The following is a 16,028-nucleotide window of genomic DNA, read 5'->3' as shown; positions in this document are numbered from 1 at the left end:
TTTAAAGATTCAGGATTAAGTTTATGAAGCCCTATTTAGATGCAGGTAAAAAATTCACCATAATGGCCGGTGCAAATTTTGGCATTACTGATCCAACGGCGCTGGAAGGTTTGATGGGATATGGAGATAACTGTCGGGTTTACTTATCTAAGCTCAGTTCCAAAATCATATTCCATCCTAAAATCTATCTGATTCGATCCAAAGGTGTGTGCCACATAATCATTGGTTCTGCAAACCTTACCAATGGAGGAACGCAGGCCAACAATGAGTGCTCAATCTACCACCACTGCACTACAGAAGATCAAATATGGAAAGATGCATCGGTGTATTTTAAACAATGCCTGTATGGAGAAAATGCAGATTACCTGACCTTTCCGGTTCTAGATGCTTATATTAAGTATCACAAGAAACAACATCCGATCATCACCAAATCGGATCCGTTTCCAGACGTTAGGGAACATCTGTTTTATGACCTGAAAAATCTAAAAAAGCATTACAATCAACTTGATCAAAACGTTATTAAGTACGAGCTAAAAGAAAAGAAGCAAAAGTATGACCAGGCAAAACTCATCTTAGATGAAATAGCTAGTGGTCCACTTTCCGACGCTAGGTTCACCCAGCAATTCAAGAAACTGGTAATCAACCAGGGTGTCGATAAACCTAAATTATGGAGTTCAAGCGGAATGGCAAGACAGATAAACCGTGTCCTTGCCAACAAAAACCTATTCCGAAGGTTGGTTCTAGCCGTTAAAAGCAATCTTAAACAAAATCCGGAGGTCATTTATAGTTATGCCAAAGAAGTCTCAGATCAGTTGAAAGGAACCGGAGCAAATTATATTGGAGAAATTATGCTGACCTACCAGTACAAGCGGCTGCCGAACTTAAATAACAATCCCGTAACCGTTCTTATAAAAGAAGCTGGTGCAAGGATCAATGCCTATCCCAACACCTACAAAGACAAGGACTATGCACTCTATTATAGCTACATTTCACACATTGCTAAAGAGCTAGGCTTAAAAGATATGTTGGAGGTTGATTATTTTTTCGACAAGGTTTATCAGCATAAAATATCAACTAGCAGACCAGCAAGCACCTCAAAAAAAATCTGGAATTCAAAAAAGCAATAAAAACGTGTCCTACTCTAGTTTTCACAAAGATGCCTCCTTACTTAAAGTTTTTTCTTGCCCCGAGGGAACGATTTACAACAATAACGGCAAAGATGGGGATCATCTTATTTTTTCTAGGCCCGGGAAGTCAAAGAATGAGGTTCTTAATCTAAAAGATGTTTATCAAGCTTATCGACAAATTAATGATTATAGTACACAGAATTTAAACTATTTGTTAACAGCAAGCAGTCGCCGGCCAGAGCATTGTTGTTCGAACTTAAGCTGATTGTACATATATAAAGAACTGATTATAGTATGGTCAATTAATTTGCTCATCACTAACCTCTTTCAATAAGGCAGTCAAAATAGAAAAATGTATCTATCTCCCCTGACGCCACTCCTTAACATTGACTCTTTAAGTACCTTATGAACCAATAACTATTATCGGATCGAATCCATTATTAGTAATCGAGTCATCAGCCGCAGCAAGTATATAGCTTAATTTCGGAGAAAATTCTTGTTCTGAAAGACCCGGCTGGACAATCGTAAAATGATATACCATTCTTTTCCCACAATCCATTAACCTGTTAAATTCATTAAGCGTCCCAAGCAAAAATTTATGACCTTTTCCGTTTACTCTATTAGCTACTTTTTGTTTGAAAGTTTGTTTATTGGCTGTCCATGCTTGTGATTTTACTGCTTGCATACACACTTCATAAACATCATTTACCCGATCGCCAGGGTCATTACCGCCTGATCCTTTCACATGGCACAAATTTACTGCGATATGATCGGCATGTTCTTCTAGGGATATGAAGTCGGCAATTTCACCAGTTCCATGATCATAGATTAGAACAGGATATGCACTCGTGATGTATTTGGATTCAAGGGTATCATGGATCGAATTTCGGTTTCCATTAGCAGCCTTGGCTGCTGCATTAGCATAGAACTCCTTAGTTATATCAGTATTTGCTCCATTCCAATTAATGGCCTGTATTTTGGCGCTATCAAACTGAAAATCCTCTTCATTAGGTGGAGGAAAATACTCATGATTGCTCACTGTTGCAAAATCATCTAGGAAGAACTGCAATGGAGAGTCGTTCAAATATGAGAGCAATTCTGTCTGATGTCCATTTATTTCCACTACATATAACATATCAGGCTCATCTAAGTAGTAAAAATGATCCTGAAAAGAATAGCCCAGTTTAAGGCTAATGTCATCTAAGGCGAGATGGATAACTATTGAGCCAAGATTGCTTGCGCCATGATCTATTGCAATATCGAAATCCAAGAGTTGGTTGCTCTCCACAATTTCCCCATCTACCAAACCATATAAGAGAGGAATATCACTAAAAGTTTCACCGTTCCAGATAGCGCTATGTACTTGCAACGGAAATGTAGTAACCGTCTTTCCAATTGGTAAATCATCAAACGCCGTATTTGTTTTCACATCCTTGTTACTAACCATTTTTTGTGCAAGCGCCTGGCACCATTTGATATAATCGGGTATCTTCTCGTAAGAATTGCTCCAGATCTTCGAACCGCTACTATAACCTACTGTAACCTTGTTACCAGCCTCTTTCCCTTTCATGAAAACATGTCCATTGGCGTAGTTCTTACCATGGCTCTTCTTAATGGTCGTTTCAGCGTTTGGTCCTGCAATGATACGGTATGACTCGCCACTGTTTGCCGACCTATTCTGCATCCCAATATTAAAAAATTCTGGCTCGGTTATGTCGACCAAAACTTTGTTGATCTGATATTTAGATATCCGTTCATAGTCTCCGTCAGCAAATAATTCTACAAGTGTATCATAGAACTGTGGCGTTTTTATCGAAGAATGCAAGAAAAGCATTTTGGTAGCATCATCAAAATAGACTAGAAAAAAATAGTGTTTCACATTGACAAGTTCGTCCGACGAAATCCATTTCGGCTTCTCAGTTTCTTTTGTAATAAAGATTGCTGCATTCAATTCTGTGCTGATAGCATGATGTATGGTTTCGTGGCCCGAAATATCAAGCTCCATATCCAAATCAACCCCATCTACTTTGTAAACTTTCACATGGCAGTACGGATTTAGATTATAAAAAGAGATTTTTTCCGTATCCTGAGGCGTCACTTCACTTTCAAAAGTATCCAGTACTTGCTTGATCTCATCCTCGGCATCCATTACTTCTTGGCTCAGATTCTTAATTATGTCATTCCATACAGCACCTTCCGCATATAATTTTCTTTTGCCAATTTCTATGTCATTGGGCACAGCAAGGAATTTTGCCTCGCCTATGTTTTCAGCATTTGTTCTGGCAAACCGTCCAATAAATTGCAACGTATTAGCAAGTGACTTTTTGGGGCTGTGGATTGCTGCAATCTTGAGATTTGGAAAGTCAAAACCTTCACCAAGCATATCCACACAGATAATACCATCCAATTCTCCTGCTTTCAATCTTTCTATAGTTTTATTGATGGAACTATAGGTTTGTGTACTGTCTACTTTTTTTAGTCTTAGTTCAGTATTCTTCTCATATAGTTCATTCAAGGTCTCTGCATGATCCTTTGTTTCAGTCCTTACCATCAAAAAATGTCTAAATCCTTTTTCAGCATCATCTTTAAAAACTTTTTCTGTTTCCTTGGCAATAGCTAGGTCTGGATCTGCGTCAGTTGTGGTAACAGGATAATAACCAATATCGCCAAATATCTTATCTTCGTACGCCCGTGCCAATGGATAGTTGAAAGCCAATCTACCTTCGATTTCTTTCTTATCTCTCCTAAAAGGAGTGGCGGTAAAAAATATTTTTTTTGCATTTGGAAATGCCTTGATTACGTTAGTCCATGTAAAGGCGGGCACATGATGTGCTTCGTCTACCAAAACGAGATCAAATAGATCCTCCTCTGGCCTAAAGATTGCATTTATTCCTTCATTGATACTATTGGGAATTCCCACTACGACATCAAATTCTTTTAATGAATTCCATTCTTCAATTGATCTGATCGGCGATCGGATTTCTTTAACATTTGGCAGTGTTATCTTATTTGAAAATACACCAGAACCTTTCAGTGTTCTAAGCGTGGTAAATTCATTCTTGATCTGGCCTCTAACCATAACACTCGAGCTAATTACCAACACACGCTTTGCCCTTAAAAGATAGGCGGATAAATTCAGTACCGCCGTTTTACCAGATCCAGTTGGCATTACTACTAATGCGGGTTCCTTCGAATGGATCGAAAAGTGCGCTCCAATTGCATGGATTGCACCGATTTGTGCATTCCGAAGACCAACACCACCATCTTCAGATATGGCATAGCTAATCTTACTGTAATTCGTAGAAAAATAACTCATATGGTATTCAGCTATGCAGAAATGATTTTGCGTTGAAGTATTAATTAAACTTCCCTTCTAATCTACTGTTAACTAATCATAATTATCAATAGATACTAAAAAGGTTGGAGTTGAAGTTAATTAAAGAAAAGTCATTCATTTACGGAAAACCATAATTATCAACTATAATTTGATTTATTGAAATAATTAGCTAAATTTAATCTATAGCAATTGCAGCTAAAAAATACAGACAAAAAGGTGAGTGATTCGGTGAGTCATTTTTTAAAAATCTTCCAGATAGCCTTTAAACGCTGAAAATTGAACGAAGTTCATGTCCCAGCGGGATCACAGAGTACTTCAAAAACCATCTTTATTTTATTTAAAGATGGTTTTCTGTTTTTTAGGTAATTCGCGAACTTGTTTTAAAGTGAGTAAACGAACTTTTTTTGTTCGAGTTCGCTAGCTCCCCTTTAGGATAGTAAATGATATCATTCATAAATAGGAAGATTAGAATGATGTTTGCGCTACCTTAAATAAAGGCCTCACAGTATCTTAGCATTTTTATTGTTTTATTGGATACTCCTTCTCCCATTCCTTCCACGATTTGTTATCCCCTTTTAGCCATTTAATATATTGAGTGATAATCACACCTGAAATTTCATCGTTTCCAGACGTTCCTGTACCGATATTTCTGTCATGAAAATACTTCGACAACCTTGAGCCCCCGTTAATGCCCCAATTGTTACGAATCCACATTCCCAATCCACCCATGTGCGAATTTAACTGCCAAGCATCCTTCGGGTCCAGTACTTGTTTCTTGCCTTCAAAATCTACGATCTTATCTAATTCGGTCAAGCATTCGTGGAGATTCTTAGGAATGTAAACATCACCAATCTTTTCCAGTGTTAAACGTTTCTTCGCCTCTTCCTGGGCTCGTTCTTTCTCTTTCTGTGTCTCTTCCTCTGCTATTTTGTCATCAAAATTCCTGTATCCCCCATAGAAGTTTTTTACATATATCTTATTCACCTCTTTTGGAATAAATTCGGTTTTGAATACTGTATTTTCAAGATAAGTTTCTATCTTATCTTTATCGAATATCTTATCGGCTTCAAAGTTTTCGATTTCCAATTTCCCGTCCCTGTTCAGGTATCCGGATAGGGAAATCCTGTATAGCTTATACTTGAAGAAATCTTCGTCGTTTACGTGTACGAATTTGAGGTTTGACGTTTTGCTTATCGTCTCTGAAAGTTTCTCGCTAGATTTCACACTTTCGATATCTATGATCCATTTATATGGATATACATAATAAGAGATACTGCTCTTAACAGCCTCAATACCCCTTATCTGGGGATATACAGAGTCAAAATCAATATTTCTACCGATAAACCTATCCTTGTCCAAGTCGTATATTGTTACTTTTTTTCTAGCATCAACAAGATAAATAGTGTCGTTTTTATTGAAGACATAATTCTTGATCAAGAATTTATCATCCTCTGTTACCTTATTTCTAAATTGTTTATATGAGTATCTTACTGCCGTATACATTTCGTTTTGATTGTTATAGAACATTCCACATTTTTCTTTGGACCTATCACAATTGATAAATTCTTCTGTGGTATAGGTTTTTTGCAACTTGCCATCTACATAGTAAGTCACATCCTTCTGTTCATCCCCTTTGCTATAAACCATATCCTTGATGTAGATTATCTTTCTGCCATCATTACTGAGGGCGGCAAAATAGGGATACCCGTCGTAGAGATCAAACGACCTATTGATTTCGTAATAATTTTTCCCTGCCTCTGTCCCATTATTTAAATAAGAATAAGAAACTTTAGATTCACCTTTAAGGTTTGGAAATTCACTGTCATAAGAAATAGATTCCAACCAGAATTTACCGTTCGAAGAAAATGTTTCCGAAATAGGAACCCTGTCGGTACTGTTTTGTGACAATGCCTGATGCGTAAATGCCACAAAAAGCAGAATCAGAAATTTGGTATACATTGTTGATATAAAAGTAAAGGCCATTAATAAAATCTGAATTTGTCGCAAAAGGGAATACTGTCTAGTTTATATAGGCCTTTCTTCTTACTAATTATTACAGCCCATATTGTTTCGACTCCATTATTATAATAGTATTTTGTATACACAATTATAGTAAATTAGCCACTAATATTAACCTTACACAATGATTACACAAGTATTATTTCTGATTTTCCAGAATACCGCTTTACCCATTGTATTACTTCAGGAGACTGCCTTGTCCTTAGGGGCCGCGACGATTTACATTTCATACAACACGTTTGGCATAGTTCGGGGACTTATAAATAAGAAATGATTCACCGGATAGCACCTAATTAATTGCGTCACAGGTTGTATAAACTGAATATTTAGCGGGAACTTAGTCACATAGCTTTATTTGTTTAACGAAGATTTGTATTTAGGACAGCATGATATACCAGCATAGTAGCAGAATAGTATAATGAGTAATACGATTAATAATATTTTAGTGCCTGACCAGATGGTAATGGAAAAAATCTATTATATCCGGAACCAAAAAGTCATGCTAGACATGGATTTGGCAATATTGTATCAAGTAGAAACTAGGGCATTAAAGCAGGCCGTTAAACGTAATATGGTCAGATTTCTAGAAGATTTCATGTTTCAATTAAACAGACAGGAGTGGAAGGAGGTTATCACACTCTGTGACAACCTCCTTGAGAAAGCGAAATTTAGCCCAGCGACACCATTTGTATTTACCGAGCAGGGAGTAGCAATGTTGTCGAGTGTATTGAACAGTGAAAGGGCAATCCATGTTAGTATTCAGATCATACGCATTTTTACCAAGCTAAGATTGTTGCTTACTGATAATACAGAAATCCGTTTAGAGATTGAAAAGGTAAAAAACAAGCTAGACAATCAAGATAAAAACATGGAAATCGTATTTCGCTATCTCGACGAGTTATTGGAGAAGAAAGAAATCCCCAACCCTTCAAGGCAACGTATCGGTTATAAGCCGGATAATTTTTAAAGAGCTGTAAGGACGTGCTCCATCGGAAACTTAAAGATTCACATGATACCTTTGCGCAACTTACTCTGCAATCTACCCTCCCTGGCTCTCCTCGTAAGTCGGGCCGTACATACCTGGAACCCTGTTCCCGGTGCTACGGAGATAAACAACCATTTCACCGCGGTGGTGATAGAGGTGATTAAATAAAAACCCACGGATCACAACCGCTCTTGGTAGTGGTCCAAGCACTACTTGCTCGCCCATTCTCATGGTCCATTGATTACTTAAACCTTCTTCGGTTACTGAGCTTAAAGCAGCCCTTGCTTTCTCTACATTACTTTCAAAAAGTGCAAGTGTTCCCTTGATGTCATTCGGATCATTCCGCTCTATCGGATCTGCTAACATATCATAACTATCCAAAGTACAAGTACCTACATACCAGAAATAGATTGTGGCAATGTGTTGCGCTAGTTCGGCCATCGACCAGGAGATGTCTGAAGGCTTAAATGCCAAATCCTTCTCGGGGATCGCTTGTAACAGTTTCCGGGTGCTAGTGACTTCGTGTTCGAATTCTTGAGTAAGGAGTTGCAATATCATAGCAGTATTTTGCATACTTAAATATAGTAAATTAGCTGCTAAAATTAACCTGCTCTCACTTATGATTAAAAAGTTCTTTTTCGTCACCACTCTAGTTGTCATCAACTACCTCTCAGTTTCAGCACAAGTCACGCCTCTCGAGAAAACAACCCACGAGGTAGCCCTGATCGCAGTGGACCTGCTCAATAAGAAACTAGCCGACAGCTTATACTCAATGACAGGTGAATCACTTCGTAAAAAGTTATCGCCTACTGCCTGGCGAACCTCATTTAAAGACGTTGTATTTCCCTTACTGCCCATGCGGGGTCTTGCTTTTCAAAGGTCAAAAGATTCGCTTAGTCAATACCGGATAAAAGGAACAGTGCCTTTGATGATGTACTTCAGTATCGACCGGTTCGGCAAGATCAGCAACATGTCTTTTCAAATGGTTAAAAAAGAACCAGGGAGTTCAGAAATGAGCGCCGAAGAAAAGAGAACCGATTTAGTAGCCCGGAAAATGATACGGCTGATTAATGAGAAAAAAACAGATAGCACTTACCTGCTTGCCGGAGAAAACTCGAGGAAAGGGATTACTCCCGATGCCTGGAAGAAGATCATGGAGAATAGCATTTATCCCCTCACCCCTTTCGCTGACTTCGTATTCCTAGGTAACGAGGGCAGGATCAATAAATATAGGTCAGGAAAATCTCAGTTCTGGTATCAATCGATCAAAATGATAGAATAGAAATGTTTAATAGGCAGCCTTATACGGAGGATGTTTCTACCAAAGCGTTTAATACAGATAATTCTTTAAAAACTAGACTGGACAGCGCTGTAAATGGGCCTTTATCTTCCTATATCCGAACCAAAGGGAATGTCGGTTTAAGTGTAGGCATCCATTACGGTGGGAAGGACTATTATTTTAATTATGGCGAGACTCGTCTCGGTAACTCGCAATTGCCGACTAGCCGCACGCTCTATGATATCGGATCCGTCACTAAGACGTTTACGTCCACATTGCTTGCCTTAGCTGTAAACGAAGGGAAAGTCAAACTCAGCAGTCCCATTACAGAGTTTTTACCAGACTCAGTGGCGAGTAACCCTGCATTGAAAGGCATCACACTATTACAATTAGCCAATCATACTTCAGGACTGCCCAAAATGGTAACTAACTGGGAGCGTACTGTTACTCACATCGGCCAGCCGTATGCAAACTACGATACCAAACACCTCTTTTCTTATCTAAAAAGCGTCAAAAGTATTCGTTCGCCCGGCACGAAATATGAATATAGCAATACGGCTGTCGGACTGCTTGGTGTCATCCTGGAAAAGATATATAAATCTCCTTATGCTGACCTGGTAGCGAAATACATTATTAAACCAGCTAAGCTGAACGAAACGAAATTCACTGTCAAAGGAGCTGATACCACCCTCCTGGCTCAAGGCTACAATGAAATTTTTATCCCTGCTGCGCCCTGGGAGTTTAAGGCAATGCAAGCGGCCGGAGCGCTTAAAAGTTCAGCGATGGACCTGCTTGCTTACGGCAAGCTTCAGCTAAGCGATGCTCCTACTCCCCTTTCAACAGCAATTAAACTGACTCATGTATTGACCTACAAGGATGAACAAGCCAGCATAGGTCTGGGATGGCACTTCTTAGGTGGAAATCCGAAGATAGTTTGGCACAATGGCGCTACCGGCGGCTATCGTTCTTTAGTCTGCGTAGATCTCGAGCGTCACATTGTGGTGGTCGTGCTTACAAATAACGCTTCTACCGGTGATACCGTAGGGTTTGAGGTTTTGAAGGCATTACACCCACTGAAATGAGAAGAATAAAACCCCATTTATTAGGATTGCTCCAGGCCTTCTGAGTACATTAATTTATTATGCCCAATTCAGGAAAAAGGAACAAAATGCTTTCAGGAAAGTCTCCATCAACTGATTTAACTTTACCTTTAATCTCTGGATAAAAATCTCCAGTGTAATAGGTGATTTTCGCATCTCCAACAGCTTTTAGCTTACCTTTAATTTCTGGATAAAAGTCTCCCGTATAATAGATAATATTCGTATTTCCAACAGCTTTCAACCTACCCTTAATCTCTGGATAAAAATCTCCTGTATAATAAATAATATTAGTTTTTCCAATAGATTTTAGTTTAGCTTTGATTTCCGGATAAAAGTCTCCAGTATAGTAGGCAATATCAGTTTTTCCAATCGATTTTATCTTACCCTTAATTTCAGGATAAAAGTCTCCGGTGAAGTAGGTGATACTAGTATTACCAATAGGACCAATTTTTTCAGTTAGTAGGGAAAAGATCCTGTTATTATCCTCCATCTCGTTTCGATTTCGTGAAGATTGTGCATTTGCCGGTAATAGCCAACTGGTCAGTATTAAGACCATAATAATCTTAAAATTAGATATAAAAGTATTACTCTTCACTAATTGTAATCGTTCCATTTGTACATTATTTTTGTGTTTAATCAATAGTAAATATTATTGACAGGAAAAGCAAATAAGAGTATCAATAGCCTGGATTCCGTACTATCATTGTTTTTATACCTGTTTATGATGAATCAGATACAAGCGTACGGAAGCTTGTAAATATATTCGAATTTCAATTGAACGTTTGTCCGACTCGGGTGTATAAAGGATCAAATAAGAATCAAATTAACCGTAATCACATGAGAAAATTAAAACTCTACTCCGTTGCTGCCATCTCGTTTCTGACGCTCGCAAGTGTCTTCGCTTTTAAGCCGATGGAAGAAATCAAGGGTTGGTTCCTTACAGGAAGTAATCCGGAAAGCTACGAAATTGGCTTAGTAAAGGATGCAGAAAGAAATTCTAACGTTGCCTTTTTGAAGTCAAAAGAAGCGGTAGACGGCTTTGGAACAATTATGCAGAGCTTTACCCCTTCAAACTACCTAGGTAAAAGAGTACGTCTTTCTGGTTATATCAAATCAAAAGATGTGACAAATTGGGCCGGCATGTGGTTTAGGATAGATGGACCGGACAAAGGTAAGTCGCTTGGTTTTGACAATATGCAGAAAAGACCAATCACCGGTACTACGGCATGGAAAAAATATGAAATTGTATTGGACGCACCTGAAAACAGTATTGGTTTTGCATTCGGTGTGCTGCAAAACGGAACCGGGGAAGTTTGGCTGGATGATCTGAAATTTGAAATTGTAGACAAAAGTGTTCCTCTGACAAAGTAAACAGTGTATAAAGCCTCCAATAATCAGTTATATTTAATTAATCACTAATACAACATGAAAAAATTGAAATTCTACGCAGTGGCTGCCTCTTTCTTGGCGCTGGCAACTGTCTTCGCTTTTAAACCAGTTGAAGACATTAAGGGCTGGTTCCTTGCGGGAAGTAACCCTGAAAGCTATGAAATCGGCACGGTAAAGGATGCGGAGAGGAACGGTAACGTTGCCTTTTTGAAGTCGAAAAAGGAAGTGGATGGCTTTGGAACGATTATGCAGAGCTTCAACCCTTCAACCTATTTAGGTAAAAGGGTACGTCTTACAGGCTATATCAAAACTAAAGATGTAAAAAACTGGGCGGGTATGTGGTTCAGAATAGATGGTCCCGACAAAACTAAGTCTCTCGCTTTTGACAATATGCAGAAAAGACCAATCACCGGTACTACGGCATGGAAAAAATACGAGATCGTATTGGACGCGCCTGAGAGCAGTACCGGCTTTGTTTTCGGTGTGTTGCAAGCTGGCCCTGGAGAAGTCTGGCTGGACGACTTGAAATTTGAAGTGGTGGACAAAAGTGTGCCCCTCACTAATCTACTGGATACATCACCGTCAATTTCTGAACCACGGAATATGAATTTTGAAGAATCTAAATAATTGATATTAGAAACAAGACTCGATGCGCTCACTTTTGCCTAAAGCGTACGCCGTTTGCTCCGATGAGGAGTTGATGGCGTATGTGGTAAAAGGTCGCCACCCTGCATTCGAACAGCTCTATGACAGGTACTCGAAGCCTCTATTGCGATTCTTTTACAGGCAATTATACCGTGATGAGGAGAAAGCCCAGGATTTTTTGCAGGACTTGTTCCTGAAAGTAATAGAAAAGGCCGGGTTATATCATCAGGATAAGAGGTTCAAGGTTTGGATATATGCGATTGCCAGCAACATGTGTAAAAACGAATATAGAAAAAATGAAATCCGGGGTAGCAAGGTGATGGATTTTGATTTTACAGCGATCATAGATACCGGTTCTTCTGCCCTATTTAACAGGTTCGACCAACAGCTGTTCAATCAGAGACTGGCTGAAGAATTGGCAAAAATGGATGACTTACATAGTTTTACCTTTGCATTGCGATATCAGGACAATCTCTCTGTAAAAGAAATCAGCGAGGTGATGGAATGCGCAGAAGGTACGGTGAAATCGAGATTATTTTATTCCTTAAAGAAGCTGAACTCGGCACTTGATATTTTTAATCCTTATAAAGAAAAGAAGTAATGGAGACATTAGAGCCAAAATTGGAATCGCTCTTGATGAGTAAAACTTTCGAAGCACTGAATGCCGAGGAGCGCCTGTTTGTGTCTGCGTTTCTTACTGAAGAAAGTTACAATGCTTATCACCTCGTTTTGAAACATACGCTTCGTGGTGCGCATGACTATGATGAAACCTTGCTGCCTGCAGCAGAAATACCTGCGAAACTAAAAGCACATTTTTATGCAACAAGGAAACCTGCGGTTGGTTTTAGTCTAAGGACGAGGCAGTTGTCCATCGCAGCTTGCTTAGTTTTTGTAGTCTCTTTAGGTCTAATATTTTTCAACGCTGATAAGTCGGACAAAGCACAGGTCATACCGGTACAAGCTAAGAATAACCTAACCAATGTGCGACCTGAACCAAAGGATAAACCAGTAGCGATTTCAAAAAAACCAATGGAGCGAAGGCTGGTTACTTATGTCAGAACTTCTCCCAAAACAAAGGTAGCTAAGAAGATAATGCTTATCGAAAACACTGACAGCATTGTGGTGCCTCAAAAATTTTATGGCCTGTATGTACAGGAGCCGTTATTGGGTTTAGATATTGATGTGAATGATCAGCTTTTGGGACTACAAACTCCGGTAACTCCTTATTAGGTATCACTCTGTTTCTCATCCAAATCGCTCTAAACTTACAAAGCTGACCCTGTCAGTTGGCTCTTAACTTTGTCTTTATGTGGTCGAGATACAGGTATCTTCTCCCCGGTTTCTAGCAGCAGCATACCCCCATCTTCTTTTAACCAGCTTTTTACAAATGTTAGATTTATAAGATGGCTTTGGTGTGTTCTTATAAATCCATTATTCTCCAAAAGTTCTGAATACTCTTTAAGCACTTTAGAGACCAATATCTTCTCACCACTTTGCAGATAGAAAAATGTGTAAGTGCCCTCTGCTTCGCACCGCACAATATTGTTTAGCAACACATATATTATTTCTTTTTGTTGTGGTAAAGCTATTTTGAGAGGTACAGTGTGATCTCGTTTTATGTGATTCATTAAAAATTCCAGCTGCATGGTTTGTTTCTCTTTTAGCTTCGTTTCAGCTTTGTTTACTGCAGAAACCAACTCATCAATATCAACAGGCTTTAAAATGTAATCTAATGCCGCAAACTTGATCGCCTGTATGCCATAGTTATCATAGGCAGTCACAAAGATGACTTCGAAGTCCTTCTTAGGAAGTAATTTTAGCAAATTGAAACCGGAATCATTGTCCAATTGGATATCCAAAAAAATAAGGTGTGGTTTCTGTAATTCAAACAGGGATAATGCGTCTTGATTATTATTTGCGGCACCTACTATATCTACTTGCGGACAATATTTGTTCAATAAAACGGTAAGATTTATAATATTGGCCGGCTCATCATCAACTATTATCGCTTTCATAGTTTACAGCCACTTTTTTAAAGTGATAGTTATAGTTGACTTTCCTGGTTTGGATTCCATTCCTAATAGGATTGGATCCTTTTTGTATAGCTTGTTCAAAAGCGCAATCCGTTTAGTACTTAAATTAAAACCCAACCCTTCATAAGTTTTGGAGGTGTCAAAACCCTTCCCATTATCTTCAATTCTAAGAATGAGGTTATCATCGGTTCTAAAGATAGTAATATTGATTTGTCCATCACTGCCCAAGCTGGCAATGCCATGTTTCACAGCATTCTCAATAAATGGCTGCAATAGCATGGAAGGTATTTCCGTATTATGGAGATCAAGATTGGGATCTGTTGTGATCTCATATTTAAAATTGAACCTTAATTGTTCCATTTGAAGGTAATCGTCCAGTAAACCACGCTCTTCGTCCAGACTGATAAGGTCTGTGCTTTTTAACACTGCCCTTGTTAAACGGGAAAACCGAGTTAAATACTTGTTTGCCTGTTCTGTTTGATTTGTATTCATTAAGGTTTGAATCCCGGCAAGTGCATTAAACAGAAAGTGCGGGTTCAATTGAGACCGGACTGCATCTAATTTAAGTTGCGCTTTTTCCTTTTGCTTTGCGATGTTTATTAATCTAAACTTGTAACCATAATAAAGGGCTATCCCTAAGTATGCTATAAATGCGTACAACCATATTAAGTTTTGTCCCACCCGGTGCTGCTCATTTATATTAAAATAGCCTACAGGTTTCCCAAAAAGGCTTTTATAGGTAACCTTCTTAATTAATGGTGTAAAAGTTTTACCGTCTAATTTAGACATTGGTATAACGGAGACTTCATACCTTAATGGACTCTTGAATAATTTGCGATCAATTGATATTTTAGCACTGGAGTCGCAACTATTATATGTCAAACGGTCTGAAATAAAGATATAATTATCAGTAGCTAAGTTTTTCACATATATCCGATAAGGTGTATTTTTAGAAAGGTTGGTGATTTTTACCTGAACATCAGCATATAGCTCTTTATCATATTCTTTTTCTTGGAACAAAACAGCTAAGTAATCTAGAAAATTCCTTTTTTGACTGTTGATTGGCCGCCATAAGTGATCAAATTCAGATATCCTAGCAGGGCGGATTTTGGCGGTATCAATGCCGTCGTTTAGTTGGGCAAAAGAATGTAAACTTAACAAGCAACCAGTGAGCAACGCTATGATCAATTTTTTCATTATTTAATTTTCCTTAAACATCCAGTTTATACATGAACTGGCATACACGTAATTAGTAACTTACTGGTATGGATTGGTATTTGACTAAAACCAGCACCCTATTACACCTTGTGTCAAAAGAACATAATCGTACCCTATTCAACAATAATACGATAATAAGCCGGCTTGCTTTTTAATTAGCCATAACGAAGTCAATCGCCGGTATTTGCCATTGCCATACCGGCGGCTATCGTTCATTAGACTGTGTAGATCTCGGGCGTCACAGGGCGCTAATCCCATTAAGATGTTTAAGGCCATTTTGCAATCTTAAAATTGGTTTAAATGCCTCTAAACACTTACATTCAGGAAATTAACCTTAGAACCGTTCAAATTGAAAAAATCACAATTGGTACTTGCTGTCATGTTGTTGTTCTCTATTGCAGCTAACGCACAAGAAAAATGGATCACTAAAGCACTAGACGGAAGGCTGTCGGTAAAATTCCCCTCGGAACCCCAGAAAGTCACCAGGACCGGAATTGAAGTCTTTACGTCCAAAGAGAAAGACAGCGTAGTGTATAGTGCAGGCGCGATGGATATGAACGTAGTTGCAAAGATGGATTCTGCTGCCTTGGCTTCAGTAAAAGACGATCCAACGTTCGCAGAACAACTTGTGTCCGGAATCGCCTTGCAACGACCAAATTATAAATTCGAAGCTATTAAAATCGGAAAGTGGAATACGTTTACCACTTATAATGTCTCAGGACTAGAAAACACAAACAAATACACAGTATACCTTCAGATGATCTTTATTGGGAGCAAATTATATACGCTCATTTGCAGGGTACCTACAGAGCTCACTTCTAAAAAGAACGAGTTGTTTTTCAATTCCGCAACACTGATCAAGTAGTCACACTGACCTGCTGGCCTAAGCTAAACCA

Annotated in this window: 15 protein-coding genes; 9 read left to right on the top strand and 6 right to left on the bottom strand. The window is 38.7% G+C overall.

The features are described 5' to 3' along the window. The first annotated feature begins 23 nt into the window (after positions 1-23). The gene (locus WKF66_RS13805) at positions 24-1,127 is read left to right on the top strand and encodes a hypothetical protein (protein ID WP_489675052.1); all 1,104 of its coding nucleotides are present in this window, start codon (positions 24-26) and stop codon (positions 1,125-1,127) included. Positions 1,128-1,530: 403 nt separating this feature from the next. Here the strand turns inward: WKF66_RS13805 and WKF66_RS13800 are convergent, their stop codons facing one another. Further along, positions 1,531-4,443 (bottom strand): DEAD/DEAH box helicase, encoded by a 2,913-nt coding sequence (locus tag WKF66_RS13800; RefSeq protein ID WP_489675051.1) that lies wholly within the window; start codon positions 4,441-4,443, stop codon positions 1,531-1,533. 540 nt (positions 4,444-4,983) lie between these two features. After that, positions 4,984-6,423 carry a DUF6794 domain-containing protein gene (locus tag WKF66_RS13795; protein ID WP_489675050.1) on the bottom strand — a complete coding sequence of 480 codons (1,440 nt, stop codon included), beginning with the start codon at positions 6,421-6,423 and terminating at the stop codon, positions 4,984-4,986. Positions 6,424-6,901: 478 nt separating this feature from the next. On the opposite strand from WKF66_RS13795, the gene WKF66_RS13790 reads away from it, so the two are divergent. Then, a complete protein-coding gene (locus WKF66_RS13790; RefSeq protein WP_489675049.1) occupies positions 6,902-7,450 on the top strand; it encodes an ORF6N domain-containing protein in 549 nt (182 codons plus the stop codon). Between the two features lie 72 nt (positions 7,451-7,522). Here WKF66_RS13790 and WKF66_RS13785 read toward each other — a convergent pair whose 3' ends face one another. Further along, positions 7,523-8,041: a DinB family protein gene (locus tag WKF66_RS13785; protein ID WP_489675048.1), complete on the bottom strand. Its 519-nt coding sequence runs from the start codon at positions 8,039-8,041 to the stop codon at positions 7,523-7,525. Positions 8,042-8,087: 46 nt separating this feature from the next. Between WKF66_RS13785 and WKF66_RS13780 the strand changes: the two genes are divergently transcribed. Both WKF66_RS13780 and WKF66_RS13775 read left to right on the top strand, forming a co-directional pair. Then, positions 8,088-8,750: a hypothetical protein gene (locus tag WKF66_RS13780; protein ID WP_489675047.1), complete on the top strand. Its 663-nt coding sequence runs from the start codon at positions 8,088-8,090 to the stop codon at positions 8,748-8,750. 2 nt (positions 8,751-8,752) lie between these two features. Beyond that, on the top strand, positions 8,753-9,829 hold the full coding sequence (locus WKF66_RS13775) for a serine hydrolase domain-containing protein (protein WP_489675046.1): 1,077 nt from the start codon (positions 8,753-8,755) through the stop codon (positions 9,827-9,829). Between the two features lie 49 nt (positions 9,830-9,878). On the opposite strand, the gene WKF66_RS13770 is transcribed toward WKF66_RS13775, so the two are convergent. After that, on the bottom strand, positions 9,879-10,337 hold the full coding sequence (locus WKF66_RS13770; protein ID WP_489675045.1) for a hypothetical protein: 459 nt from the start codon (positions 10,335-10,337) through the stop codon (positions 9,879-9,881). Between the two features lie 347 nt (positions 10,338-10,684). On the opposite strand from WKF66_RS13770, the gene WKF66_RS13765 reads away from it, so the two are divergent. Genes WKF66_RS13765 through WKF66_RS13750 form a run of 4 tightly spaced genes read left to right on the top strand, consistent with a single transcriptional unit; the run spans position 10,685 to position 13,111 of the window. Continuing rightward, positions 10,685-11,218 (top strand): hypothetical protein, encoded by a 534-nt coding sequence (locus WKF66_RS13765; protein WP_489675044.1) that lies wholly within the window; start codon positions 10,685-10,687, stop codon positions 11,216-11,218. A 54-nt stretch (positions 11,219-11,272) separates the two neighbouring features. Continuing rightward, entirely contained in the window at positions 11,273-11,863 is a 591-nt protein-coding gene (locus WKF66_RS13760; RefSeq protein ID WP_489675043.1) for a hypothetical protein, read from the top strand. 22 nt (positions 11,864-11,885) lie between these two features. Continuing rightward, complete coding sequence (locus WKF66_RS13755) at positions 11,886-12,482, top strand: RNA polymerase sigma factor (protein ID WP_489675042.1); 597 nt, start codon at positions 11,886-11,888, stop codon at positions 12,480-12,482. Next, positions 12,482-13,111 carry a hypothetical protein gene (locus tag WKF66_RS13750; RefSeq protein ID WP_489675041.1) on the top strand — a complete coding sequence of 210 codons (630 nt, stop codon included), beginning with the start codon at positions 12,482-12,484 and terminating at the stop codon, positions 13,109-13,111. The genes WKF66_RS13755 and WKF66_RS13750 overlap by 1 nt, the downstream gene beginning before the upstream one ends. Positions 13,112-13,146: 35 nt before the next feature. Here WKF66_RS13750 and WKF66_RS13745 read toward each other — a convergent pair whose 3' ends face one another. Further along, positions 13,147-13,896, bottom strand: a complete 750-nt coding sequence (locus tag WKF66_RS13745) for a LytR/AlgR family response regulator transcription factor (protein WP_489675040.1) — start codon at positions 13,894-13,896, stop codon at positions 13,147-13,149. A gap of 3 nt (positions 13,897-13,899) precedes the next feature. After that, on the bottom strand, positions 13,900-15,111 hold the full coding sequence (locus WKF66_RS13740) for a sensor histidine kinase (RefSeq protein WP_489675039.1): 1,212 nt from the start codon (positions 15,109-15,111) through the stop codon (positions 13,900-13,902). A 370-nt stretch (positions 15,112-15,481) separates the two neighbouring features. On the opposite strand from WKF66_RS13740, the gene WKF66_RS13735 reads away from it, so the two are divergent. Then, entirely contained in the window at positions 15,482-15,997 is a 516-nt protein-coding gene (locus WKF66_RS13735; protein ID WP_489675038.1) for a hypothetical protein, read from the top strand. Positions 15,998-16,028 lie beyond the last annotated feature (31 nt).

Origin of the sequence: Pedobacter sp. (assembly GCF_037719805.1) — a bacterium.
Taxonomy (GTDB): Bacteria; Bacteroidota; Bacteroidia; order Sphingobacteriales; family Sphingobacteriaceae; genus Pedobacter.
The sequence above is the reverse complement of the archived record's forward strand: the minus strand, read 5'-3'. Positions and strand labels throughout refer to the sequence as shown.